Below are 24,227 nucleotides of genomic sequence, written 5' to 3' on the forward strand. Positions count from 1 at the left end.
GTCTGCGGGAGGGGGAGGCGGCCCGGTGGGGCTGTGGTGGTGTCCTAAGGCGCGGGGTCGGCGCGGGGCGCCGCCGGCGGTGGGGCGGCGTGGTGGGCGGCGCTGCCGTGGCTGCCCGTGGCCACCGCGCCGCCGGACATGTCCTTGATGAAGACGCTGCCGCCGCTGAGCTGGTAGACGTGCTGCTCGAACTCCTCGGTGCGGTAGCCGTGGGCCTTGAGCGCCTCGCGGACCCCGTTGACGATGCGTTCCTGGATCGTCTTCACGTAGCGGGTGCCGTCCATCCGCTGGAAGGCCGACAGCTGGTCGGTGCCCGCCAGTTCGCGGAGGGAGACCCGCGGCACGTCCGGGAGCCCCTCGGCGTCCTTCCAGCCGGCAGTGAGGGCGTTGGCCAGGGTGGCGAGTCCCCCGATGCCGGTGCCGACCCCGATCGCCGGCGCCTGCCGCAGGGCGCGCAGGGCGGCGCGGACCCAGGTCTCGGGGAGCCTGTCCACGAAGGTGTCCACGGAGCGGAAGTCCTTGCGGACGGGGCCGAGGACGAAGGGGACCACTTCGAGCATCAGCATGCGGCCCTGGGTGTGCACGCGGACGAGGACGGTGACGACGACCTGTTCGTGCCAGGCACCGACACGGACGCGCAGGAACACGCGCCGCCCCTCGCCTCCCTCGTCGACGGCTTCGCGGAGGTGGGCGGCGACCTGGACGGGGTCGTAGACGGACAGGCCCCGGCCGGTGCCGTGCGGGAGGGCGGCCGGGTCGGGGACGCCGCCGATCTCGAGTTCCTCGTCGCGCACCACGCCCGCCGGGAGATACACGAACCGCTCGACCTCCAGGTCGCGCAGCCGGTCCCGGCCGCTCAGGGCGGCGGACTCGCGCAGCCGCGTCAGCTGCGGTTCGATCATGGAGAGCGCGGAATCGGCGGTCAGGGGGCCGCTGATCTGGCGGGGCACCGACGTGTCGTCGGGGGCGGCGTCCGCGGTGTCGGTCCCGCCGGCACCCGGGGCCCGCTTGCGCAGTTCCATCGCGAACGACCAGGGGGTTCCCTGCACCCCGAGGCCGACGAACGGGCTGTCGTCGCCGTACAGCGTGAGCGCGGCCTCCTGCTCCCGCCGGACGTCGTCGCGCACCATCTCGTACAGGTGCCCGGCGGGCAGCTCCGGCTGGGTGGCGGTGGGGAAGGTCCAGCGGGCCAGCCGGAGGCACAGGGCCTTGCGCTGCCAGGTCTGGTACCACCAGACGACGAGCGCCATCGCGAGGGGGAACAGGAGCGGGTACGGCGTCTGGACGTCGCCGCCGAGGACCCCGACCGCGTACCAGCACCAGTAGAGGAGGGCGAGGGCCCCGGCTCCCAGGGAGACCAGGGAACCGGCGCCGTCGGCGGCCTTGGCGACCGGGTCGGGCAGCCCCGCGGAACGGGCGGCACCGCCGCCGCCCCGGGCGGTCCGGGCGAACCACAGTGCCAGGCAGACCACCGCGTAGCACACGGACCAGGGCAGCGGCATCCCGCCGGTGAGCCGTTCGTCGCCCTCGAAGGCCGCGGCGACCGCGTCGTCGAGGTCGACGTCGGCCCCGTGCCAACGGTCGGAGAGGCTGTCCCAGAACATGATCAGGTCGGACAGGAGGAAGCCCACCCAGACTCCGAGCATCAGCAGGGCGGCGCGGGCCTCCTGCCGGGTCACGCGCAGGGCGTGGGAGAGCACGGGCAGGACGTCGACCCCGTTGGGTGCGGCGACCGGCCGCTCGCGGTGGTCGAGCAGTTCCTCGACGACGCGTCGTCGGAAGCCCGCGTCCTGATAGACACCGGCGCACAGCAGGCGGGTGGCCTCCGTACGGCTGTAGCGGTGTTCCGGAAGGCTCACGCCGGACACGTCACTCCCTCTGATGGCCCGTCAACTGGCTCTGGTGTTCCGTCGATCGGCTTTCGCGGCACGTCGTCGGGCGAGGCGGGACACGGCGGTCCGCATCGGTCCCGCCGGTCGCTCCGGCCGCCTCGGCACGCGGCCGAACCCCCGCGGACGGCGTCCGACGGGGTGCCGGGCACGGCCGCCGGTCACTTCCGCGTCGGGGGTGACGACGGCAAAAGTACTGTCGTCGCGGGGCGGCCGGGCAGGTTTCGTCCGCGGCTGCTCGATGGAGTGAAAGACCGTGAACCGACTGGACGGAGCGCCCTCACATCGGTAAGCGGCAGCCGGGGGCGCGGCCGGCTCGGGTGAGCGGGGCGGCGGGCCGGGCCGGCGGGGGCGGCCGTGCCGTCGGCGGGGCGAGGGGGCCGCCCCACCGCTCACGGCGCGGTGCTCTCGCCGACGAGCAGGTCGACGAGCGCGCGCATACCGCCCCGCGCGAGGGCGACCCGTTGCCGGTCGGCGCCGGTCCCGCCCTGCAGGAGGCGGTGGACGAGGGCCGTGACCTGCCGGGTGTCGCCGGCCGCGTCGAGGGCGGGGCCGATGTGCGCCAGCAGCCCGCACAGCACGTCACCGGCGCGGCGCCGGTCGCCGTCCGGGTCGATCAGGGTGTCGTCGAGCCCGTGGCGGGCCGCGTGCCACATGGCGGCCCGCAGCAGTTCCGGCGCCCGGTCCGGGGGCGGCACCCGGTCGGCGGTCGCCTCGGCCAGGGCCGTCTCCACCAGGGCCCGGACGATTCCGGCGAGCATGACGGCGTCGTCCGCGTGGAGCTGGACGTCCGGACAGCGGACCTCGACCGTGGGGTAGCGCTCCGAGAGCCGGGCCTGCCAGTACACCTGCCCGGTGTCCGAGATCAGCCCGCTCTCCAGCAGGCGCTGCAGCCGGCGGTCGTAGTCCGCCGCGTCGCGGAACGAGGGGGTGACGCCGGCGACCGGCCAGCGGCTGAAGATCACGGTGCGCCAGCTGGCGAACCCGGTGTCGTGGCCGTCCCACAGCGGGGAGTTCGCCGCCATCGCCGTCAGCACCGGCAGCCACACCCGGATCCGGTTCAGCACCTGTACGCCCGCCTCCCGGCCGGGCACGGCGACGTGCACGTGCATGCCGTTGACCAGCTGCTCCGCCACCAGCTGCGGCGCCTGCGCCAGCATGGCGCGGTAACGCGCCTCGTCGGTCACGCCGACGGGCCGGCCGTCGCGCAGCGGCGGTGTCGCCGCGGCCACCATCCGGCAGCCGTGCTCCTCGGCCGCCGCGCCGACCGCGTGCCGCAGACGCAGCAGGTGTCCGCCGACCTCCTCCAGCGTGCCGCACACCGGGGTCCCCACCTCGACCTGGACCTGGAGCAGCTCGGACTGCACCTCCCTGCCGCCCGCGACGGCAGCCAGGTCCGCCGCCAGACGCACCTTCTCCGAGTACGGCACCGGGAGGCCCACCATGGGGTCAACCAGCAGGTATTCCTCTTCCACGCCGATCGTCGTCATCGACCGCCCTCTGTTCCCTGGGGGTTCCCTGGGGTCGCTGCCGTGGCCAAGCTCGCGACACGCCCGCACTTGTCCGGCGGTGCCGGTCGCCGGGGAACGGGACATGGGGCCGGGCCGTCTCCGCGTGCCGCGACCGCTTCCACATTAACCCGGCGCCCGTGGCGGCGAGAGCTCGGACGGAGGGGGCCGCCCCGCCCCGCGGCGGGCTCGCCGGCGCTTCCCGCGGCCGGTCCCTTCCGGGGCGGTGCGGGCGCCGGGGGCGGGCTTCGAACGGCCGTGGGCGGGCTTCAGCCGGCCGCAACCGGGCCCCAGGTGACCGTGGGCGGGCTGCCGTCCGCCCTGACGGTCGCGTATTGTCCGTGGCGGCAGTGGACGATCCGGTCGGCCAGTCCCCGCCGTTCGGCCTCGCGGAGGAACGCCTCCAGCGGCGAACGCATCACCGTGTAGTCGCCGTAGTGCACGGGGAGGATCCGGCCGGGACGGAGGCGGTCGGCCAGTTCCGCTCCCTGCGCGCCGTCCATGGTCAGCAGGATGCCGCCCGGGAGGGAGGTGCCGCCGAGGTGCAGGACGGCCACGTCCACGTCCGTCCAGCGCCGCACGATGTCGTCCAGGCCGTCGAACAACAAGGTGTCACCCGACAGGTACAGGCGGGTCCGGACCGTTCCCCGGACCGGTCCGAACTCCAGCATGCTGCCCATCACCGGCGGCAGCATGCGGCGCAGCAGCCGGCTGCCGGCGTGGCGGCCGGGCAACGCGGTGACCCTGACCTGGGAGGTTTCCCCCTGCAGCACGTGGTCCTGCCAGGTCTGCAGTCCGAGGGCGCGGTGGAAGCCGTGAAGTCCCTGCAGCCGGCGTGAGGCGTGCGGAGTCGTGACGACGGGCAGGGCGCGGCTCAGGGAACGGCGGGCGACGCGGTCCCAGTGGTCCCCGTGCAGGTGCGACAGGATCACGGCGTCCAGATCCGGCAGGGCCCGCACGTCGAGGGCCGGTTCGGTCAGACGGCGGGTCACGAGGCCGTGACCGAGATACGCGTACTGGCCGCGGTGCAGGAAGTTCGGGTCCGTCAGGACGGTGAGGTCGCCGTACCGCAGCAGCAGCGTCGCGTTGCCGATGAAGTGGAGGTGCAGCGAGTCGTCGGCGCGTGGGGTCATGAGGCTCTCCCTCCGGCCCGTGCGGCAGGACGCGCCCGCCGTCCGCACCTGTCCGGGAGGCACGGTGAGCCGCTTCCGAAGGGCTCGGGTACCCCGCCCGCGTCCGGTGTCCCGGCGGGCGCCGCCCGGAGCGGCCCGGGGGCGGGGGCGGGCGCGGTCCCCGCCCGTGCACGGGCGGGCCGGTACGGAGGCGGGCCGCCGGTGCACGGGCGGCGGCCCGCCGGGACGCCCGCCGGCGGGTCACGTCGCGAGGTGGCGCTCGATCCAGTCGGCGGCGGCCCGGCGGTAGAGGCGCCGGCTGTCCGCGCGCAGGAAGTCGTGGCCCTCGTTGCGCAGCGTCAGCAGTTCGGCCGTCACACCGCGTTCGCGGGCCGCGCGCACGAACTGTTCGGACTCGCCGGGCGGCACGTTGGTGTCGTGTTCGCCGTGCACGGTGAGGACGGGCACCCGGAGCGCGTCGACGCCGGTCATCGGGGACAGCGCGTGGAGCAGCTCGCGGTCGCGTTCCGGGTGGCCGTACTTGTGCGCCGCCGATTCCGCGATCCACGGCTCGGTGCCGGCGTAGAAGGTCGCGAAGTCGGACATCCCGCAGGCCGCGACGCCGGTGCGGAAGAGGTCCGGGTGCCGGACCAGCGAGGCCATCACCAGGTAGCCGCCGTACGAGCGGCCCATCACGGCCAGGCGCCGGGGGTCGGCGAGACGGGTCACCACGGCGTGGGCGGCGCAGTCGGCCACGTCCTGGATCGCGGCGAAGCGTCCCGTGCCGAGGTCGGCGTCGACGAACGAGCGGCCGTGGCCCGAGGAGCCGCGCACGTCGGGGGCGAAGACGTCCAGGCCCCGGCCCAGCAGCTCGTGGTAGAGCGGGTTGAACACCGGCCTCTCCTGCTCCTCCGGTCCGCCGTGGAGATGGATCACGCAGGGCGCCGGTTCTCCGGTCCCCCGGCCCGGCGCGCGGTAGTACCAGCCGCTCAGCGGCAGTCCGTCGCGGGCCGTCAGCCGTACCGGTACGGGGCGTACGGGGGGACGGCCGGGCGGGACGGCGTCCTCGTCCCGGGACGACCACGGGGTGCGCAGCCCGGCGCCGTCGGCGAGCCACCACACGCCGGGGCGGCGCTGCGACCCGGACAGTGCCAGCACCGGTCCCGACCGGTTCCCGGCCGGCGCGATGCGCGTCACCACCTCGTGCGGCAGCGGCACCGTCCGCGGCGGGCCCACCAGGGTGTCCCCGGTGCCCGCGGCCGGTGCGACGGCGAGGACCTCCAGCTCGCTCGCGCCGCGCGCGTTCCAGGCCAGGATCGCGGTGTGCCCGTCCCGGCCGAGGGCCAGCAGCTCCAGTCCGCGGTCGGCGCGCTCGGCGGCGACGACCAGTTCCCGCTTCTCCCCCTCGGGAGAGAGGCGGACGGCGAGCAGGGCGGCGAACTCGCGTGCCGCGTCGCTGCGCAGCCACAGCGTCCTGCCGTCCGGTGAGAAACGGCCGATCCACGGATCGCCGTCGGCGACCGGCAGCGCGTACGTGGTCCGCAGGTCGGCGGTGCGGACCACGAGGGCCTCGCGCCGGCCGCGGGGGCCGCGCCGCACCAGTGCCAGCCGCCCGTCCTGGCTGATGTCGCAGACGCGCAGCGTCGCGGCGCCGCGTTCGACCGCCAGCAGCGCGGGGGCCGCCACCCCCTCGGGGTCGACGAGGTAGGCGGCCAGTCCCCCGCCGGCCGTCCCGTCCGGGCCGGCCGCGCCGTGCGGGTCGGGGGCTCCCGCGTCACGGCCCGTACGGCCCGTGGCGACACCGCCGGGCCCGGCGTCCGCGCGCACCGGAGCGGGGAGGACGACGTCCGGGACGCGGGAGGGGCCGGTCCGGGCGATGCCGGGCCGCGGCGGTCCGAGGGGCACGGCCCGCCGCAGCGGCCCCCGGGCTCCGCCGCCCTCGTCCCGCTCGCCGGAGTGGGCGGCGGGGCCGGCGTCCCCGTGGTGCGGGCTGCCCAGCAGGACGGCCCGGCCGTCCCGGGAGGCCCAGCCGGCGGCGCGCGGGGCGGTGTACGTGCCGGGGTCGGCGAGTCCCTCGTGGGCGGGCCCCTCCTCGAGGTCGCCCGTGCCCCGCGCGGTGACCGGCTCGGCGACGGTGACGGCCAGTGCGGAGCCGTCGTGCTGCCAGCAGCCGAGGTGCGCCGAGCTGCCGGGCTCGGCGCCGGCGAGGACGCGCCGTCCGGTTCCGTCGGGGCGCACGCACAGCACGCGGGTGTGCTCGCCGCCTCCGGGGGCCGTGGTGTAGGCGATCCAGCGGCCGTCCGGCGACCAGGCCACCTCCTTGACCGGGTGGGGGTCGGAGTCGAGCAGGTGCACCTCGTGTCCGTCGACCGGACCCGTCCACAGCTGCGGCACGCCGCCGCGGTCGCAGATGAACGCGACGAGCCTGCCGCTGGGGTCGACCGAGGGGTACCAGCAGCCGTGGGACGTCAGCCGCTGCGGGGTGTCCTTCGGCGCGGCGTTGTCGGGCAGGGACACGGGCACCGGGCCCGTGGAGGCCGGTGCCAGGCCGGTGGTGACCGCGGCCGGCCCGAGGCCGGCCGGTGCCGGACCCGTGAAGGCCGGTGCCGGGCCGGCGGTGACCGGCACCGGGCCGGCGTGGCCTGCGGCCGTCGTGGTGCCGGTCCGGGACGCCGGGCCGGCGTCGCGGGGCGGCCGCGGCGTCCCTCCGGCGGGGGGCGTGCCGGAGGGGGCCGTGCCGGCGGGCGGACTCCCGTGCGGGTGCGGCGGGGTCTCCGTCATCGGGGTCGGGGGGCGCGTCCCCGGGGTGCCGGTCATGTGATTCCGTGCGTCTGCAGCCATATCTCCAGCAGCGCCACCTGCCACAGCGCGTTCGCCCCGCGCCTGGTCCGGTGGTCGTCGGGGGCCGACAGGAGCCTGTTCAGATACGCGTCCCGGAAGACACCCCGGGCCCTGGCCTCGGGGGCGGCCAGCGCCTCGCGGACCCGCTCCAGGACGGGGCCCGCCATGTGCTTGACGGCCGGGACCGGGAAGTAGCCCTTGGGCCGGTCGACGACCCGCGCGGGCAGGACCTGGCGGCCGGCGGCCTTGAGGACCCCCTTGCCGCCGTCGGCGAGTTTCAGCTCCGGCGGGCAGGCGGCGGCGAGTTCCACCAGCTCGTGGTCGAGGAAGGGGACCCTGGCCTCCAGCCCCCAGGCCATGGTCATGTTGTCGACCCGCTTGACCGGGTCGTCCACCAGCATCACATGGGTGTCGAGCCGCAGCGCCGCGTCGAGGGCGGTCTCCGCGCCCGGCTCCGCCATGTGCTCGGCCACGAAGCGGTGGGAGACGTCGTGGCCGGGCAGCAGATGGGGCTGGAGGACGACGGAGAGGTCGGCGTGCGACCGGTCGAAGTAGGTGTCGGCGTACCTCTCGGGTTCGTGCTGCCGCGGGACCGCCGCCAGGTCCGGGTACCAGTGGTAGCCGGCGAAGACCTCGTCCGCGCCCTGACCGCTCTGGACGACCTTCACCTCCTTCGCCACCTGCTCCGACAGCAGGTGGAAGGCGACCACGTCGTGACTGGTCATGGGCTCGCTCATCGCCTCGACCGCCGCGTCCAGGGCGGTCGACACGCGGTCCGAGGGCACCAGCAGCTGGTGGTGCTCCGTCCCGAAGTGCCGGGCGACCAGGTCGGAGTACGGGAACTCGTCGCCCTCCTCGCCCCCCTCCGACTCGAAGCCCACGCTGAACGTCGCGAGGTCGCGCTGTCCCTCGTCGGCCAGCAGCGCCACGATCAGGCTGGAGTCGAGGCCGCCCGACAGCAGGACGCCCACGGGCACGTCGGCGACCATCCGGCGCCGTACGGCGGTGCGCAGCGCGTCGAGCACCGCGTCCCGCCAGTCGTCCGGGCCCAGGTGCGCGTACTCGTCCCGGCGGGTGTACGACGGCTGCCAGTAGCGGATGTCGCGGTGGCGGCCGTCGGGCTCCACGACGCGCACGGTGGCCGGGGGCAGTTTGCGCACGCCCTCGAGGACGGTGCGCGGTGCGGCCACCGTGGCGTGCCAGCTCATGTACTGGTGCAGCGCGACGGGATCGAGCGAGGTGTCGACGCCGCCCCCGGCGAGGAGCGCCGGCAGCGAGGACGCGAAGCGCAGCTGTCCCGGGCTCTCGGTGAGGTAGAGCGGCTTGATGCCCAGCCGGTCGCGCACCAGGACGACCCGTCCGGTGTCCTGCTCGACGACGACGAAGGCGAACATGCCGTACAGGCGGTCGACGCAGGCGGTCCCCCACTGCTGGTACGCCTTGAGCACCACCTCGGTGTCGGAGCCGGAGAAGAAACGGTGGCCGAGACCGCGCAGTTCCTCACGCAGTTCCCGGTAGTTGTAGATGCAGCCGTTGAAGACACCGGTGAGCCGCGCCGCGGGGTCGGTCATCGGCTGCGCGCCGCGCTCCGACAGGTCGATGATCTTCAGCCGGCGGTGGCCCAGTGCGACGGCGCCCTGCGACCACAGCCCCCTGCCGTCCGGTCCTCTGGCGGCGAGCCGGTCGGTCATGCGCTCGACCGCCGCCAGGTCGGGCCGTCCGCCGTCGAAGCGGATCTCTCCGCTGAGGCCGCACATCAGATCCCACCCCCTCGCGGGGCGCCGTCGGCCCGGCGCGACGTGGTCGCCGGCGGATCCCCGGGCGAGCACGTGGACGGGCCGGTTCGGTGCGGGGCGGTACTGCTGCTGGACATGGTGCGCTGCACTCTCCTCGATCGGTGGGCGCCGGCCTCGCGGCGGCCGCGGGCGGCGGCACCGCCGCCCGGCCGCCGCCCCGTCGCGGAGCGACGACCGGCATCTGCTGTGGCAGGTCTGATCCGTTTTCTTCGCTTTCTCCGTTTCTCTCCGCCGGCACGGCCGGCTCGTCCCGTGGGCACGGCTCGTCCCGTCAGCACGGCCGCGGGGGCATCAGCCGCGCAGGGTCGCCCGCCGGGCCGGCGCCGGGCCGGCCGCCCGGGCGGCACCGGTGGTGGCGACGGGCCGGCGTGCGGCCGCCGGCGTGGTCCGCGGCCCGCGCCCGCCGCGGGTCTCCTCGACCAGCGTCCCGACGCCGGCGAGGAGGCCTTCCTCCTCGACGATCCCGCGCAGCCGGTGCGCGGCGCTTCCGCGGGCCAGGGCCTCTTCCATGAGGACGCGTACGGTGTCCCAGTCGCCCGCCGCCTCCAGGGCCGGGCGCAGTCGCCGGAGCATGTCGCGCAGGACGGCGGGCGCGGGCGCGGGGAGGCCGGTGGCGGGATGGACCAGGTGGCCCTCCAGGGCCGTCCGCGCCGCCCGCCAGTTCGCGGCCCGCAGCCCTTCGTGGCGCCCGTCGCAGTCCTGGGCGCCGGGCTGCTCCAGCCGGGCGCGCGCGTCCTCCACCAGGGCGCGGAAGAGGCCCGCCACGAGGACGACCGTCTCGGCGCGCGGGCAGGCGTCGCAGATGCGCAGCTCCAGTGTCCGCTGGTGGTCGGACGGCCGTACGTCGTAGTAGACCATCCCCGGATCGCTGATCACCCCGGAGCGGACGAGGTCCGAGACGGCGGCGTCGTAGTCCTCGGCCCGGGTGAAGCAGCCGGCCGGCCCCGCGGTGGGCCACCGCTGCCACAGCATCGTGCGCCAGCCGGCGTATCCGGTGTCCGCCCCCAGCCAGAAGGGCGAGCTGGCGGACAGGGCCAGCAGCGGGGGCAGCCAGGGCGAGACGGCGCACATGACGCGTACGGCCGTGTCGCGGTCGGGCACGTCGACGTGGACCTGGGCGCTGCAGACGAGGTGCTCGTCGGAGACCTGCCGGTACTCGTCGGCCATGTGCCGGTAGCGGGGATCGGCGGTCGTGTCGCCGGAGGCCACCCGCGCGAGCGGCACGGTCCCGGCCGCCACGACGGCCAGCCCCAGGGGGGAGGCCGCCGCGTCGAGCCGCAGCCGCGCCTCGACGATGTCGGCGTGCAGGGAGTCCAGGGAGGAGTGCACCCCGCTGTTCCACTCCACGGCGGACCGCTGCAGCTCCGCGGTGACGTCGGGTCTGTGGCGCAGCCGGTTCAGGACCGCGTCCGCGCGCGGTACGAGCAGCCCGCTCTCGACGTCCACGACGTGGAATTCTTCCTCTACCCCTATGCGAACGGCCACGGTTCCCCTTCTTCCGCCGGACGATCGGCCGCCCGGTCGGAGACCCGCGGCGATCACTGCCCTCGCCGAGTTCCCGACTCGGGGGCCGCTTAGTCCTCATCCGTGCGCCGGTGCGACGGTCGCCCGGCGGACGGGCGGTGGCGGGGCCGTCTCCCGCGGGTGCGGTGCCGCCCCGCCGCACCGTCGCCCCGCGTGCCGTCGTGCTCGCGTGCCGTCGTGCCCGGGGGCCGCCCCGGCGGCGGCGAAACGCCTGGTGACAAGCTCGGGCGCGGGCCCGAGAAGGGCCTGCCGAGAACACTTCCGTGGCGCGGCGGGCCCGGCAGGACCCGACACGGGCGCTCCGCCCGGGCGCCCCGCCCGGGGATTCCTATGCCATCCGAACGGCCTGTCCCGTGACGCGGGTGCGGGTGGTCCGGGGGTCGACGTCGACCAGCAGGTCGCCGGGGCGGCCCATGTCCTCCCCCTGCCGGAGGGCGATCCTGGTGGGAGCGGTGACGAGGCCGAGCGTGCGGAGGTACCCGCCGAACGCCGCGGCGGCCGCACCGGTGGCCGGGTCCTCCACTACGCCACCGACCGGGAACGGGTTGCGGACGTGGAAGCGCTCCGGCGTCTCGCGCCACACCAGCGTCACGGTGGTCCAGCCGTACCGCCGCATCACGTCGGCGAGGCCGTCGAAGTCGTAGGCGAGGGACGCCAGGCGCTCGCGGGAGGCGGCCGCCAGCACCAGGTGGTCGTTGCCGCCGAACGCCACGTGGGGTGGCAGGGCGGGGTCCAGGTCGCCGGCCGCCCAGCCCAGGGCCTCGAGCGTCTCGGCCAGTTCGCCGTTCCCGGCGGGACGGGAGCGGGTCGCGACGCTGGTGAGGGTGGCCCGCAGGGCGCCGTCGTCCGCTTCCACGGTGACGGGGATCTCGCCCGCCGCCGTGTCGAGGAGGATCTCGCCGGGTCCGGTCCGCTCGGCGAGGGCGACGGCCAGGGCGAGGGTCGCGTGCCCGCAGAAGGCCACCTCGGCGAGCGGGCTGAAGTAGCGGACGCCGAACCGGCGGGAGGCCTCGTCCCGGCCGGTCCGGCCGGTGACGAAGGCCGTCTCCGAGTAGCCGACGCGGGCGGCGACGGCGAGCATCGCCGCGTCGTCGAGCCCGTCGGCGTCGAGGACGACACCGGCGGGGTTGCCTCCCGCCGGGTCGCTGGTGAAGGCCGCGTACCGCAGGACCTCCGCGGGCGGCTGGACGTGGTCGACGGGGCTGGTTCCCCGGGTTCGGCTGGTCATGACGTCCACGCTGCCATCCGGCGTCGATCGAGTCCAACGATGGATTCCGATGTTCCCCATCGGGATGCCGCATATCCTGGCGGTGTGGACACCCGTTTGCTGCACACCTTCGCCGCGCTCGCCCGGACGGGCAGCTTCACGGCCGCCGCCGCCGAGCTGCACCTCGCGCAGTCGACGGTCACTGTGCACGTCCGCACCCTGGAGCGGGAACTCGGCGTCCGGCTGTTCGACCGTCTGCCCACGGGTGCGCTGCTCACCGAGACCGGCCGACGGCTGCTGGAGCGGGCCGAGGACGTGCTCGACGCGGTGGCGCGGCTGCGGGCGGACGGCGCCGGGGCCGCGGGGGGACGGGTGGTGGTCGGCACCCCCGAGTCTCTGTGCACGACCCGGCTTCCGGGTGTGGTCGCCGCCCTGCGCACGAGCCACCCCGAAGTGGACGTCCAGTTGTACGCGGGCGGCACCGACCGGTGTGTCGAAGGGCTGCGGTCCGGGCGGCTGGACCTGGCCCTGCTGCTGGAGGAGGAGGCCGACTTCCCCGAGGTGACCAGCGAACCGATCGCCCGCGAGCCCCTCGCCCTCGTCTGCGCCCCCGGCCATCCGCTCGCCGCGCGGGCCGACGCGCCGACGTGGGCGGACCTCTCCGGCGAGGACGTCTTCCTGCTGGAGCAGGGCTGTTCCTACAGCGACGTACTGGAGCGCCGGCTGCTCGCGGTCCCCGGTGCCCGCCCGCGCCTGACCCGCTTCGGGAGCGTGGACGCGGCGCGTTCCTGCGTGGCCGCCGGGCTGGGAGTGACGCTGCTGCCCCTGACGACCGTGCGGGAGCACCTGCGCGACGGACGGCTGCTGCGCCTCGACGGACCGCGGTTCGCCGACGTCCCGGTGCGGCTGGCCCGCCACCGCAGACGGTGGACGTCACCGGCGGCCGAGACGTTCGTCCGGGAGTTGGTACGGCACCTGCCCGGCTGACGCGGCCCACCGCGAGCCGTGCCCGTGCCCGTCCGCGACCCCGGTCACCGCGAGCGCGGGCCGGGCCGCGGGCGGAGGCGGGAGCGGGGTCGCCGCCACGGCCGGGGCCGGGGCCGCCGAGGCGAAAGCGGAGGCGGGGTCGGGGGGCGGAGCCGGCCGAAAGGTTCGGCCGGGGTCCGTCACCCGCCGTCGGTGGCCTTGTCCGTCAGGGCGCCGTAGGCCAGTTGCAGCGCGTCCGCCCCGGCCAGCGCGGTGAGCGCCCCCATGGCGGTCCGCGTGGCACGCGGCCAGAGGAGCTGGCCCGCCGTCAGGGTCGAGGCCACCCAGACGCTCATGCAGAACGGGCAGGTCACCAGCTCGCCGACGGTCTCCCTGCCGTCGGCGGAGCGCGCTTCCTCGTGCAGTTCGGCCGGGCCCTGCGGACCGACGTACCGCGTGAAGGGGGCGCGGAGCGGGCTGGTCACCGACGCCTTGCTCAGCAGCCGGCTGAGCCGGAAGGTGGCCACCGCGGTCAGGACCACGTCCCAGGGCTCCGGCCGGTCGGGCAGGGGGCGGCGGCGCAGCCGTACCGCCGTCGCCCAGGCCGCCGTGTACGCCCCGAATCCGGTCATGGCCGCGAGATAACCGCCCAGCGGCCGTTCGTGCCCGGCCGAGTAGTCGCGCCGCGCGCTCCGGAGGATCTCCTCCAGGCGTCCCGTGAAGCGGCTGCCGGCTGTCGTGCCCATGGTTCGCGCCCGTTCCTGTCCCACTGCTTCCGCGGGCCCGCGGCTCCCGCGGGTCGGTCGTGCCACCTCGTCCGCGTGTGCCCGCCGTTCCGGTTCCGGTGCGTCCGGTAGGGGCCGCGCCCGGGGACGCGGAGGCGGGGCGGTCGCCGTACGACCGCCGGCGTCCGGGTCCCCGCCACGGCTCGCGCCAAACGGAGGCGGGAGGGGGCTTCCGGGGGTGCCCGGGGTCGAGGGGCGGCGGAGACGGGCCCTCGTTCCGGCTCGGGGTGCGGAACGAGGGCCCTTGTCCCCTGCACAAACCACTTCGCCACGAGGAGCGGGAACGGATGCACCCGGTCCGGATTCACGCGGTCGGCGGTACGACGGCGCCGGGAGAACGGGGCGGACCGGGGCCCGGGCGGCCGTCCCGCCCCGCCCGGCCGCCGCGTCCCCGGGGCTCTGCGGACGGACGCATCCGCGTGCCGCCCCCGGACGGAACTGATCGTGCGGTACATCCCGCTGTGCGGCTTTCGTCCCAGCCGGACAGGATGAGACCCTTCCCACCGCCCCGAGGAGAATTCATGATCGTCAAGAAGCTGCACGAGGCCGGCGTCAGGAGTGAGCACGCCTATCTGGCGGCCACCGCCTCGATCGGCCTGTCCCTGGTCTCCTGGCTCACCTCCAGCAGGAGCGAGGGCCTGGAGCGCGCCGACCGCTGGGGCATCTTCGTCGGCGAGTGGGCCCCCACGTTCTTCGGTCTGGGGCTCGCCCTGGCGAACTACGAGGAACGGGAGCCGGCCCACGCCGACGGGGCCCTCTCCGGTTCCCTCCACGAGGTGTGACCATGACCGATCCCCTGCTTCCTCCCGGCGAGACGCCTCCCGTGGAGGGATCGACCGCCGAGGCGCACCCCGAACGGCCGGACGGCGGCATCTGGGAGCACCCGCGCATCTGGCTGTTCCTGATCACGGCCGGCTGCCTGCTGATCGCCGCCTTCTTCCTGGTGCGCGTCATCAGCCTGTGAGCCGGCCCCGCCACCCCGCGGCCCGCCCATGCCGACGGACGGGCGGGCCGTCCCGTCCGGCCCCCGCGGCACCTGCCCGAGCGGCGGCGCACTCCCCCGTCGCCCCGCCCGGCCCACCGCCCGCCCCACCCGATGCGGGGCAGTCCGCCGGTCCCGGCCCACCGGGGCGTGTCACCAGAGGCCCGCCGCCCTCGGGAGGCGCGACCACTTCGGGAACACGCCCCGGCCCGTCGGCGGCCGTCGGACGCCGACGGCCCTCACGCGTCGGCGGCGCCTCGCGGTGCGGCCCGGTACTCGGCGGCCAGGGCCCCCGCCATGTCCGCCACCGAGTAGCGGGCCGTCACCGTCTCGCGGGCGGCGCGCGCCAGGCGGACGCGCCGGTCCTCGGGCAGGGACGCCAGCCGGCGCAGGCCGCGGGCCAGGCCGGAGGCGGACGAGGTGTCGAGCAGGATGCCGTTGACGCCGTCGCGCAGGTAGTGGGCCACTCCCCCGCGGAGCGGGCCCGCGGCCGGCAGTCCCGCCTCCATCGCCTCCAGTACGGCGATCCCGAACTCCTCCTTGACGCTCGGGCACACGTACCAGGCCGGCACGCCGTCGGCGCCGTCGGCCAGGGCCCGCTCCAGGCGCCTCACCTCGTCGTTCGGCATGGCGGGGAGCACGGCGAGGCGCCGTGCCGCCGCCGTCCGGCCGGCCGACAGCGCGCCGAGCGTGTCGCGCATGCGCCGTTCGGCCGGGGTGGGGCGGTCCGTGCCCCCGCCGACGAGGACCAGCGTCGTCGTGCGCCACAGCTCCGTCGCGAGCCAGGTGCGCACCAGCAGGTCCTGCTGTTTGACCGGGTGGAGCCGTCCCACGCACAGCAGCAGCGGCAGGCCCCGGTCGGCCGGCGCGAGCGCGTCGGGCCGGCCGCCGTCGGCGAACAGGTCGTCCAGCATCCGCCGCCGCCGCGACGCCTCGTCGGCCGCCGGTACGTACGGGGCGATCCCCTCCGGCGGTGCGGGAGGTCCGGTGGGGCCGTAGCGGTCGCCGAGGACGGGGAAGTGACGGAGCAGGTCGCCGGTGCCGGGGCGGCCGGGGATGCCGATGACGGTGTCGGCCCGCTCCACCAGGCGGTCGGCGCAGAAGACGCGGTGCAGGTCGCCGCGCAGCAGTTCCGCGCGCTCCGGGTCCCGCGGGTCGGCCCGGGCGTACCTGCGGACCAGGTTGCGGTGGGGATCGGGGGTCGCGGTGAAGAACAGGCGTGCTCCCGTGCGGGCGGCCGCCTGCGCGAGGGCCAGGCTGCCGTCGTCGGCGTACCGCACATGCACGACGTCGGCGGTGCGGGGCAGGGCGCTCAGGAGGCGGGTGGCCCACCAGGCGAGCGCGGCGCGGTGTCCGGGCCAGGCGTCCGGCTGGGGCGGGCCGGGCGCGTCGACGGGCAGGCGCAGCACCCAGTGGCCGGGGTCCCGCTCCCGCAGGAGACGGGGGTCGCGGGCCAGGCCGTCGAGGCCCGCGGTCACCACCGTCACCACGCCGGCGATGCCGTCGTCGAGGGCGAGCCGGGCGCCGAGTGCGCCCAGCAGGACGGACATGCCGCCGCTCGGGCCCTCTCCCGGCGTGTCCAGGTCGCCCTGGAGCATGGTCTGCGCGACGACGATGCCGGGGGCCTGCCAGGTGTCCTCGGTGAGGGTGGCGGGAGGGGCGAGGAGCAGCCGCTCGTAGGCGTCCCGCGCGGTGTCGGCGGCGGGCAGGTGGGCGGCGCCGTCGGGGAGCCGGTGCAGGTAGCGCCACAGGGCGTGGCGGGCGTCCCGGCCGGCGGGCGCGGCCAGTGCCGCGGCTTCGGCCGCGGACAGGGGGCGCAGGTCCGCCGTCTCGGCGCAGTCCAGCAGGAACGCGGTGCGCGCGGCGACGGGCGTGCCGCGCAGCAGCGTGTGGCGCAGCGTCTCCTCGGCGTACCGCGCACCGTGGCGGCGCACGGTGTCGGGCCACATCTCCGCCAGGACCGCGCCGAGCCTCGGTCCGCCGTGGGCGTGGGCGAGCAGGGCCTCGGGAGTGAGCGGAACCGCGAGGCGGCAGGCCCGTCGCAGGGAGGCGACGGCCGTGTCCTCACGGCTGAGCGCGGGGGCCGGGCCGTGCGGGAGGGGGCGCGGACCGAGCCCGTACTCGGCCTCCAGCAGCATCGCCGGCTCGCCGTCGGGGTGCCGTCCGGTGACGGTGCCCGGACCGTCCGCGCGCGCACCGCGGAAGAAGGCGGCCCGCGCGGCGGCGAGCAGGTCCGGTTCCCCGGAGGACGGCGTTGCCGCCGGGGTGTCCCACGACGGCGCTGAGGAGGCGGGCACTGGGGGCTCCTTCGTGCGGAACGGACGACGCTGCGAGTTCTTCCGGGGGGCTTCACCCGGATGCACCCGCTCCTGGCGCGCCTCGGCGGCCGTGCGCCGCAGCGCCTCGACCGCCGTGTCCCGCAGCGCCCCGACCGCCGTGTTCCGCCGCGCCCCGCTCCGGCCCCCTGCCCCTGCCCGTCCCGTCCGGCCCGGCCGGGGGCCCGCCGCATCCGTGGCGGCGCACCGTGACGAAAGAGGGGTATGCCGCGCATAGTGATCATCAGTCCGCCGTTCTTCTCCCACGCACGTCCCCTGTCCGTCCTGGCGGCCGCTCTGCGGGCGCGGGGGGCGGACGTCCACTTCGCGTGCTCGGAGGCGTTCGAGGACCTCGCGGTCCGCGCCGGTGCGCGTTTCGTGCCGCTGACCGTGACGCGCAACGCGAACACGGGGGTGGCGGAGGCCACGGAGCAGGAGGCGGCGGAGACGGCCCGGCTGGACGAGTTCCTCGAGGCCACCCGGCGCGGCGCGGTTCCGGCCCTGATGACGCAGGCCCGCCACCGCCGGGCCGACCTGCTGGCCGACCCGGAGGCCGTGCTCGCACGGCTGCGCGCCCTCGACGAGCGGTTGCGCCCCGACTGGTACGTGGTGGACCAGCTCGGTTACGCGGTGACGCTCGGACTGCACTGTCTGGGGGTGCGGTACGCGACGTTCTGCCCGGGGCATCCGACCTACGTCCTCGCGGGTCCCGACAGCTACTTCGGCGTGCCCTACGACTGGCCCGGCGCCCTGCGGCCCGACCCGCGGCGGCTGGCCGGCCTGACGGCCGCGGCCCGCGAGAACGACGACGCGTTCACGGCGCTGTTCGAGGCGTTCGCCCGGGCCGAGGCGCCCGACGCCCCCGCCCCGGGCCGCGCCTTCGCGCTGACGTCGCCCGAAGCGGTCCTGTACTCCTACCCCCGGCTGCCCTGGCTGCCGGCGCCGCCGACGGGCCCCGAACACGTGTACGCAGGTCACATGGTCGGCCCCGCCGAACCGCTGGACGAGGACTGGTCGCGGCGGCTGCGGCGGCTGCGCGAACGGGCCGACCGGGTCGTCCTGGTCGCGCTCGGCACCTTCCTGAGCGCCCGCGACGACGTCCTGCGGACCGTCGTGTCCGGGGTGGTGGAGGGCACCGACGGTACGGCCGTCGTCGTGGCGGCGGGCCGGCGGACGGCCGCCCTCGCGGATCTGGCCTGCGACCGCGTCGTCGTGGCGCCGTCCGTCCCGCAGCAGTCCCTGCTCCGCCACGTGGACGCGATGGTCCACCACGGGGGCAACAACTCGTTCACCGAGTGCCTGCGGTTCGGGGTGCCGGCGCTGGTCCTGCCGTTCTCCAGCGACCAGTTCGCCGTCGCGCGCGACGCGGAGCGCGCCGGCGTCGGGGTCGTACGGGACCCGAACACCCTGTCCTCCCGCGAGGTGCCGGCGGTGCTGCACTTCCTGGCCACGACCGTCCGCGAGCGCATGGGGCGGTGGGCCCGGCAGGCCGGCGAGCGCGGCCCGGACCACGCGGCCGCCCGGCTCCTGGCCGTCATGGGCGAGCCGGCCCCGCGCGCCGAGCGGGCCCCCGCGCCCTGAGACGGCCGGCGGCCCTCACCTCGCGCGGCCCGGCCCCGGCAGCGCCACGGGCGTGCCGAACCGCACCGGGACGCCGGGCGCGTACAGGACGCTGTCGGGTTCCGCGCGCACCGGAGCGACCCCCGCCACGTCGAGGAGGGACGCGTCCCAGTCGAGGAGGTCGCAGCTCCGGAAGGTCCACATCGGGTGGACGTTGGGCAGGTAGTACGACCGGGTCGGCCCGCGTTCGTGCAGTCCCCAGCGGTAGGTCAGGAACTCGTCCAGCGGCCGGGGCCGTACCACGTCGTCCGAGACCCGGACCCGCACACGGCCGCCCGGCCCGCCGTTCCCCCGTGCCCGGGTGCGGTACTCCAGACGCCGGCCGTGCCACTCCCGCGACACGCGCGCCCACCGGTAGGGCAGCCCGAGGACCGCCCGCGCGGCGAGGACCGGCAGCAGCCGGTCGCAGTCGAGCGAGCGGAAGACGACACCGCGCCGGCCGAGCGCGTCACGGCTGTACAGGCGCACGTTGACCTCGGTGAACGTGCCCAGGTACGGCAGCGGCGGGCCGTCGCCGAAGGCGAGGTCCTCCATGCGGAAGAAGACCAGGCCCGCATAGGCGCGGCCGCGGTGCAGGTCCGGGACCGTCCCGGGCGGCAGCAGGCGGGCGACGGCGAAGGGGTCGACCTCCCAGTGCAGGAACACCAGGTCGCGCCAGGACTGCCGGAACAGCACACGGCGCGGGCGGCGGGGGGCGAGGGGGGTCAGCGACTCGACGCCGCCGGTGTGCCGTTCGCCGCGATCGCTCATCACAGGTTCCTTCCGGCAGGTGGCGGTTCCGCGGGTGCGGTGACGCCGTCCGGCGTGCGTCCCGGCCCGGGAACCGTTCGGCCGGGGAACCCGGTGCGGTTGCACCGCCGGGGCGGGCGCCCGGGGGACGCTGCGGGCGCAGCCGTCCAGGTCGTAGGCGTCGGAGCGACGGGCCGGAGCGCCCGCGCAGGCGGCGGAGAGCCGGGCCGGGGAGGCCGGGTCGCGGCCCGCCACGGCGACCTGCGCGCCGAGTCCGTGCAGCCGCTCGGCGAGGGCCGCGCCGATGGCTCCGGTGGCACCGGGCAGGAGGACACGGGCACCGTTCGGTTCCACGGGCCACCTCCGCTCTCCGTACGTACGGGTGGACGACGGGGGCCGGCTCCGGCGGGCCCTCCGCCTCGCCCAGCGCCGCCGCCGCTCGCGGCGGAACCCGCGCTCCGTCCGCTTCCCCGACCACTTCCGCGGTCGGGGGGCGGACGGTTGCAGCCGTTTCGCCCACCGGTGCTCCGGCGGGCCCACCGTCCCCCGCCGGACGCACACCCCGCGGACCGCGCGTCCGGCGGGGCCGCCGGGCGGGCCGGGCTACCTCCCCAGGTCCCGCAGCACCTCGCGGGCGGCCCGTGCCCCGGACGCCAGGGCTCCCTGGACGGACCCGGTGGCACGGTGGTCGCCGCACACGTAGCGGCCCGGCGCCACGCGCGTGGTGCGGGTCAGCGGCCGGGGCGGGACCATCGCGGGCAGCGCGTCCCGGACCGTCCGCACGGTCAGCAGGTCCCAGCCGTCCGTACCGGTGTCGTACGCCTCGTCGAGCGCCGCCCGTACGGCACGCTCCCGGCCCTCCTCGTCCGGGCCCAGGATCGAGGTGGCGACGAGCGCGCGGCCGGGCGGGGCGTAGGGGGGCGCTACGTCGCTGAGGACGCAGGTGTTGAGGAAGCGGCGCCGGGTGTCCACGAGGAGCGTCGGCTCGCCGAGCGGGGACCGCGGGGCGACGTGGTAGTACGTCGTCACCACCCGGTAGTCGGGGAGGCCGACGTCGGGGAGCAGGTCCTCGACGGCTCCGGGGCCGGTGGCGACCACGACGGCCCGGGCGGCGGTCTCCCGGCCGTCCGCCGTCAGCGCGCCGTCGTCCGTGAGCCGTTCCACGGGGGTCTCCAACCGGACCGTGCCGTCCGGCAGGGCGGCCGCCAGGGCGCGCGGCACGGCTCCGATGCCCTCGGCGGGAAGGCACAGGGTGCCGCGCAGCATGCTCCGCCACACCAGGTGGAACACCCGGGCGGAGGTCTCCAGGTCGTCCTCCAGGAAGACTCCCGACAGGAACGGGCGGAAGAACCCCTCCACGAACGCGTCGGAGATCCCGGCGTCCGCGAGCGCCGTGCGGGTGGTGGTGTCCGCGAGCCGTTTGAGCCGGCGGGGCGGAGCCAGCATGTCGCGGGCGGACAGCAGACCGAGGGCGGCCAGGTCGCGCGGTCCGGCGAGGCGGCCCGGCAGCAGGTCGGGCAGCGTGCGCGGGCGGCGGGTGGGGTCGCTGAAGCGGAGCCGGCCGGAGGGGGCGTGGATCAGGACGCCGGGGGTGAAGGGCCGCAGTCCCAGGTCCTTCAGGGCCAGCCGGCGCCGGACCTGGGGGTAGGACGTGTTGAAGACCTGGAACCCGCGGTCGACGACGAAGCCCTCCACCCGGTCGGAGCGCATCCTTCCGCCGACCTCGTCGCCGGCCTCCACGACCCGTACGGCGACGCCCGCCGCCAGCAGGTCCCCGGCGCACGCGAGCCCGGCGAGTCCGGCTCCCACCACCAGCACGTCCGTCGCGTCCTGGGCTGCGGACACACGACCACCTCTCCCACGTCCGGGCGCGGCCGGTGCCGCCCCGTCTGTGTTCCAAGGGTTCCCCGTCCGCGGATGCGACACCGCACCGTCCCCCCGGACGCCGCCCGTCCGGCCTCGTGGCGGCGACGGCGGCCGACGCGTCGCCGGGTGACCGCGTCCGGCACGGGGACCGGCACCCGGCCGCCCGGTCGGGACGCCGGATCGGACCGGGCCGGCCGCCGGGAGCCCGCACGTCCCGCCGCGGGTTCGTTCCTGTGCCGCGGGTTCGTTCCTGTACCGCCGGACGGCCCGCAGCGCGCCCGGCCCCGGGCGCGGACCGGGTTCAGTCGTCCTCCGCCCGCCCGGCCGCCTCCGTCCGGTCCGGCGCCGCGCGCGTCGGCTCCTCGGACCGGAGCAGCCTCCAGGTCTCGATGCCGCAGTCCACCATCATGGCCACGCCCGCGAGGAACCCGAGCACGCGCATCGGGAACCACCCCGTCCGCACGACGGAGACCCCCATCATGAACACGCCCGTCAGCAGGGACCTGCCGGCCCGGCGCGCCCACAGTCCGATCCCGTCCCCCACGGACGTCCCCCTCCCCCTCGCACGCCCCCGCGGGCGGCCGGGCAGCAGCATACGAGGCACCGGGAGCCGGTTCCGGCGCGGTCCGGCCCCGGGCGCCGCGACCACCGCCCGGGGCCGGGCGGGCCCCCGGAGCCCGCGTCCGCCTACGACGCCGGAGGGACCGGGAAGAGCAGGCAGCTGCTGGTGGCGTGGGCGAGCAGACGTCCCGCCCCGTCCTCCAGCTGTGCCTGCGCCAGGGCGGTCCGGCGGCCCTGGCTGACCACCGTGCCGACGGCGCGCACCGTTCCGGTGTCCGCGGTGATCCGCCGCAGGAACTTCACGGTGAGGTCGAGCGAGGTGTAGGCCGTGCCCTGCGGGAGGACGGACTGCACGGCGCAGCCGGCCGCCGAGTCGAGCAGGGTGGCGAAGACGCCGCCGTGCACGCTGCCGATCGGGTTGTAGTGCTCCTCCCCCGGTGTCAGGGAGAACACCGCCCTGCCGGGCTCCACCTCGTCCAGGGTGAAGTCCATGGTGCGGCCGACGGGCGGCGCGGGAAGCCGCCCCGCCACCAGCTCGCGCAGGAAGTCGATGCCGGCCATGCGTCCGGCGGCTTCCGCCAGGACCGCGGGGTCGTCCCACTGATACGTACGCGTTCGTCCCACGAGCCGAGGCCTCCCCATCTGACTTTTGCAAATGAAGCTAGCCGTCGGTCCAGCTGACTGTCAACGCCGAAGCCAGCCCCCTACCATGGCGGGATGGAGTGGCTTGAGGCGAGCACGGAGAACTGCCCCGTCCAGCGCACGCTCGACGTGGTAGGGGAGAAATGGACGCTGCTGATCCTGCGTGACGCCGTCAACGGGGTCCGCCGCTTCGACGACTTCCACCGTCACATCGGCCTGTCGGAAGCCGTCCTCAGCGACCGCCTGCGGAAGCTGGTCTCGGCCGGGGTGCTGAGGACCGCCCCCTACCGGGAGCCGGGCGACCGCTCCCGCAACGAGTACCGCCTGACCCGCAAGGGCTGGGACCTGTGGCCCGTCCTCATGGCGCTCGGCCAGTGGGGCGAGACCCATGTCCTGGGCGCCGAGGGCCCCGTGCTGGACGTCCGCCACACCGGCTGCGACGCCCCGGTCCGCGTCGTCGTCGAGTGCTGCGCCGACCGCACGGCCCTCACCCCCCGCGACGTCACCGCCCGGCTGGGGCCGGGGGCCCGTCCCCGCTCCTGAGCGGAGGTCCTGGACGGAGGCCGCCCGGAGCGGGGGACGGACCGGAGCGGGGGCCGGGACGGCTCGGAGCGAAAGGGCCGGGGCGGCCCGCCGCGCGGGCGCGAAGCGCCCCGCTCAGGCGCTCGCCTGCCGGCGTGCGGCCATCCGCCGCGGCGCGGCGTGGTGCGCCACCCGGCCGGCGTCGGCCGGCCGCCGGTTCCCCAGCCACAGGGACGTCACGGACAACAGGCCGGTGAAGACGACCAGGAAGACCACCGACACCCACATCTGCCGGCTCCCCGGTTCCTCCCATCCCGCCCAGGCGGCCGAGGCGGCCCACAGAAGGGCTCCGCCCGCGTAGACGGGGCGGATGCGCCGCAGCTGCCGAGCGGCGCGCACGGATTCAGCGTGATCGTTCTCCGGTGTCATGGCCGCCCAGTACCCCGAAACTCCTTTTCTACCGTCCCGGCACCACCGGAATCCCGGCGGGCCGTCCACTCCGGGTCCCAGGGGCGGCCGGGCGGGCGCTCACCCCCGGTGGCCGGGAGCCCGCCGGAAGACCACCGCGGCGGCGACGCCGCCGATCAGGCCGAAGAGGTGTCCCTGCCAGCTGATCCCGGTCGCCGTCGGCAGCACGCCCCAGAGGATCGAGCCGTAGACGGCCCCGACGAGGAGGCCCACCAGCACGTCGCCGACGCGGCGGTCGACGAAGCCGCGGACGACCAGATAGCCGAAGAGGCCGAAGACGACGCCGGAGGCGCCCGCCGTCGTGGAGTGCGCCGGTGCCGTCAGCCAGACGCCCAGGCCGCTCACCAGGGTGATCAGCGCGGCGACGGCCAGGAAGCGGCGGATGCCGGACAGGGCGGCGAGGAAGCCCATCGCCAGCAGCGGCAGGCTGTTGGCGGCGAGGTGGTCGAAGCCGAAGTGCAGGAAGGCGGCGGGTACGACGTCGCGCAGCTCGCCGAACTCCCGGGGCGAGACGCCGTAGGAGTCGAGGGCGTGGCCGCTGACGGCGTCGACGATCTCCAGCACCCACAGCAGGGCGACCCATCCCGCGACCAGCGCCGCCGCGTCCCGGGCGCGGGCCCGCCGCGAGGGCGGTGCGGGCCGCGTCGCGCCGTACGCTCCGGCCGGTCCGTTGCGAGATCCGGCACCGAAGTCCGATCCGTACACCACAGCAGCCCCCTCCGATGCCCTCTCGTCCGTCAATTGTGCCCGACCCGCGCCGCCTCCCGATCGGCTGTCGCGGCGGGGAGGAGGGCCGTCGGCGTGCGCGGTGCGGGGCCCGCCGCCCGTGCGGTTCCGGCGCCCGGCACCGGTCGGCCCGTGGGTGTGCGGGCGGGCGCTGGTAAAATGGGGGAA

The 24,227-nt window shown here is 76.2% G+C and carries 20 protein-coding genes; 5 read left to right on the plus strand and 15 right to left on the minus strand.

The window, feature by feature from the left end; all coding sequences use genetic code 11:
* Nucleotides 1-44: 44 nt before the first annotated feature.
* From ACZ5FU_RS19480 to ACZ5FU_RS19510, 7 genes are all read right to left on the minus strand, one after another.
* Complete coding sequence (locus ACZ5FU_RS19480) at nt 45-1,859, minus strand: hypothetical protein (protein ID WP_469045716.1); 1,815 nt, start codon at nt 1,857-1,859, stop codon at nt 45-47.
* 422 nt (nt 1,860-2,281) lie between these two features.
* Nucleotides 2,282-3,379: a carboxylate-amine ligase gene (locus ACZ5FU_RS19485; protein WP_468646675.1), complete on the minus strand. Its 1,098-nt coding sequence runs from the start codon at nt 3,377-3,379 to the stop codon at nt 2,282-2,284.
* A 287-nt stretch (nt 3,380-3,666) separates the two neighbouring features.
* Nucleotides 3,667-4,530, minus strand: a complete 864-nt coding sequence (locus ACZ5FU_RS19490) for an MBL fold metallo-hydrolase (protein ID WP_468646674.1) — start codon at nt 4,528-4,530, stop codon at nt 3,667-3,669.
* A 240-nt stretch (nt 4,531-4,770) separates the two neighbouring features.
* Nucleotides 4,771-7,350: an alpha/beta fold hydrolase gene (locus ACZ5FU_RS19495; protein WP_469045718.1), complete on the minus strand. Its 2,580-nt coding sequence runs from the start codon at nt 7,348-7,350 to the stop codon at nt 4,771-4,773.
* Nucleotides 7,323-9,107 (minus strand): N-acetylglutaminylglutamine amidotransferase, encoded by a 1,785-nt coding sequence (locus tag ACZ5FU_RS19500; RefSeq protein WP_469045720.1) that lies wholly within the window; start codon nt 9,105-9,107, stop codon nt 7,323-7,325. Before ACZ5FU_RS19500 ends, ACZ5FU_RS19495 begins: the two co-directional genes overlap by 28 nt.
* 330 nt (nt 9,108-9,437) lie before the next feature.
* Nucleotides 9,438-10,631: a carboxylate-amine ligase gene (locus ACZ5FU_RS19505; RefSeq protein WP_451530242.1), complete on the minus strand. Its 1,194-nt coding sequence runs from the start codon at nt 10,629-10,631 to the stop codon at nt 9,438-9,440.
* Nucleotides 10,632-10,998: 367 nt separating this feature from the next.
* Nucleotides 10,999-11,898, minus strand: coding sequence for a PhzF family phenazine biosynthesis isomerase (locus tag ACZ5FU_RS19510; protein WP_451530241.1), 900 nt, complete (start codon nt 11,896-11,898; stop codon nt 10,999-11,001).
* 84 nt (nt 11,899-11,982) lie between these two features.
* On the opposite strand from ACZ5FU_RS19510, the gene ACZ5FU_RS19515 reads away from it, so the two are divergent.
* Entirely contained in the window at nt 11,983-12,864 is an 882-nt protein-coding gene (locus ACZ5FU_RS19515) for a LysR family transcriptional regulator (RefSeq protein ID WP_451530240.1), read from the plus strand.
* A 179-nt stretch (nt 12,865-13,043) separates the two neighbouring features.
* Here the strand turns inward: ACZ5FU_RS19515 and ACZ5FU_RS19520 are convergent, their stop codons facing one another.
* The gene (locus tag ACZ5FU_RS19520; protein WP_451530239.1) at nt 13,044-13,589 is read right to left on the minus strand and encodes a DUF1360 domain-containing protein; all 546 of its coding nucleotides are present in this window, start codon (nt 13,587-13,589) and stop codon (nt 13,044-13,046) included.
* Between the two features lie 560 nt (nt 13,590-14,149).
* Here ACZ5FU_RS19520 and ACZ5FU_RS19525 point away from each other — a divergent pair.
* Entirely contained in the window at nt 14,150-14,410 is a 261-nt protein-coding gene (locus tag ACZ5FU_RS19525; RefSeq protein ID WP_469045786.1) for a hypothetical protein, read from the plus strand.
* A 2-nt stretch (nt 14,411-14,412) separates the two neighbouring features.
* The gene (locus tag ACZ5FU_RS19530; protein WP_451530237.1) at nt 14,413-14,592 is read left to right on the plus strand and encodes a DUF6480 family protein; all 180 of its coding nucleotides are present in this window, start codon (nt 14,413-14,415) and stop codon (nt 14,590-14,592) included.
* A gap of 257 nt (nt 14,593-14,849) precedes the next feature.
* Here the strand turns inward: ACZ5FU_RS19530 and ACZ5FU_RS19535 are convergent, their stop codons facing one another.
* A complete protein-coding gene (locus tag ACZ5FU_RS19535) occupies nt 14,850-16,907 on the minus strand; it encodes a glycosyltransferase (RefSeq protein ID WP_451530236.1) in 2,058 nt (685 codons plus the stop codon).
* A 243-nt stretch (nt 16,908-17,150) separates the two neighbouring features.
* Between ACZ5FU_RS19535 and ACZ5FU_RS19540 the strand changes: the two genes are divergently transcribed.
* A complete protein-coding gene (locus ACZ5FU_RS19540) occupies nt 17,151-18,506 on the plus strand; it encodes a nucleotide disphospho-sugar-binding domain-containing protein (RefSeq protein ID WP_451530235.1) in 1,356 nt (451 codons plus the stop codon).
* 15 nt (nt 18,507-18,521) lie between these two features.
* On the opposite strand, the gene ACZ5FU_RS19545 is transcribed toward ACZ5FU_RS19540, so the two are convergent.
* The 4 genes from ACZ5FU_RS19545 to ACZ5FU_RS19560 all read right to left on the minus strand — a co-directional run bounded on the left by ACZ5FU_RS19545 (nt 18,522) and on the right by ACZ5FU_RS19560 (nt 22,325).
* Nucleotides 18,522-19,628: a YqjF family protein gene (locus tag ACZ5FU_RS19545; protein WP_451530234.1), complete on the minus strand. Its 1,107-nt coding sequence runs from the start codon at nt 19,626-19,628 to the stop codon at nt 18,522-18,524.
* A gap of 249 nt (nt 19,629-19,877) precedes the next feature.
* Nucleotides 19,878-21,119, minus strand: coding sequence for an NAD(P)/FAD-dependent oxidoreductase (locus ACZ5FU_RS19550; RefSeq protein WP_451778710.1), 1,242 nt, complete (start codon nt 21,117-21,119; stop codon nt 19,878-19,880).
* 322 nt (nt 21,120-21,441) lie between these two features.
* On the minus strand, nt 21,442-21,684 hold the full coding sequence (locus tag ACZ5FU_RS19555) for a hypothetical protein (RefSeq protein ID WP_468837926.1): 243 nt from the start codon (nt 21,682-21,684) through the stop codon (nt 21,442-21,444).
* 143 nt (nt 21,685-21,827) lie between these two features.
* Complete coding sequence (locus ACZ5FU_RS19560) at nt 21,828-22,325, minus strand: PaaI family thioesterase (RefSeq protein WP_469045789.1); 498 nt, start codon at nt 22,323-22,325, stop codon at nt 21,828-21,830.
* A gap of 93 nt (nt 22,326-22,418) precedes the next feature.
* Here ACZ5FU_RS19560 and ACZ5FU_RS19565 point away from each other — a divergent pair, with 93 nt between their 5' ends.
* The gene (locus tag ACZ5FU_RS19565; RefSeq protein WP_451530230.1) at nt 22,419-22,886 is read left to right on the plus strand and encodes a winged helix-turn-helix transcriptional regulator; all 468 of its coding nucleotides are present in this window, start codon (nt 22,419-22,421) and stop codon (nt 22,884-22,886) included.
* Between the two features lie 114 nt (nt 22,887-23,000).
* Here the strand turns inward: ACZ5FU_RS19565 and ACZ5FU_RS19570 are convergent, their stop codons facing one another.
* Together ACZ5FU_RS19570 and ACZ5FU_RS19575 are read right to left on the minus strand one after the other, a co-directional pair.
* Nucleotides 23,001-23,264: a hypothetical protein gene (locus tag ACZ5FU_RS19570; protein ID WP_451530229.1), complete on the minus strand. Its 264-nt coding sequence runs from the start codon at nt 23,262-23,264 to the stop codon at nt 23,001-23,003.
* 129 nt (nt 23,265-23,393) lie between these two features.
* Entirely contained in the window at nt 23,394-23,927 is a 534-nt protein-coding gene (locus ACZ5FU_RS19575; protein ID WP_468838225.1) for a rhomboid family intramembrane serine protease, read from the minus strand.
* Nucleotides 23,928-24,227 lie beyond the last annotated feature (300 nt).

It is taken from the genome of Streptomyces sp. NPDC031554 (genome assembly GCF_055580685.1).

Bases quoted from the DNA above. Each gene is read 5' to 3' on its own strand.
- ACZ5FU_RS19485 (WP_468646675.1), bottom strand. From the start codon at position 3,379: ATGACGACGATCGGCGTGGAAGAGGAATACCTGCTGGTTGACCCCATG.
- ACZ5FU_RS19490 (WP_468646674.1), bottom strand. From the start codon at position 4,530: ATGACCCCACGCGCCGACGACTCGCTGCACCTCCACTTCATCGGCAAC.
- ACZ5FU_RS19495 (WP_469045718.1), bottom strand. From the start codon at position 7,350: ATGGCTGCAGACGCACGGAATCACATGACCGGCACCCCGGGGACGCGC.
- ACZ5FU_RS19500 (WP_469045720.1), bottom strand. From the start codon at position 9,107: ATGTGCGGCCTCAGCGGAGAGATCCGCTTCGACGGCGGACGGCCCGAC.
- ACZ5FU_RS19510 (WP_451530241.1), bottom strand. From the start codon at position 11,898: ATGACCAGCCGAACCCGGGGAACCAGCCCCGTCGACCACGTCCAGCCG.
- ACZ5FU_RS19520 (WP_451530239.1), bottom strand. From the start codon at position 13,589: ATGGGCACGACAGCCGGCAGCCGCTTCACGGGACGCCTGGAGGAGATC.
- ACZ5FU_RS19525 (WP_469045786.1), top strand. From the start codon at position 14,150: ATGATCGTCAAGAAGCTGCACGAGGCCGGCGTCAGGAGTGAGCACGCC.
- ACZ5FU_RS19530 (WP_451530237.1), top strand. From the start codon at position 14,413: ATGACCGATCCCCTGCTTCCTCCCGGCGAGACGCCTCCCGTGGAGGGA.
- ACZ5FU_RS19540 (WP_451530235.1), top strand. From the start codon at position 17,151: ATGCCGCGCATAGTGATCATCAGTCCGCCGTTCTTCTCCCACGCACGT.
- ACZ5FU_RS19565 (WP_451530230.1), top strand. From the start codon at position 22,419: ATGGAGTGGCTTGAGGCGAGCACGGAGAACTGCCCCGTCCAGCGCACG.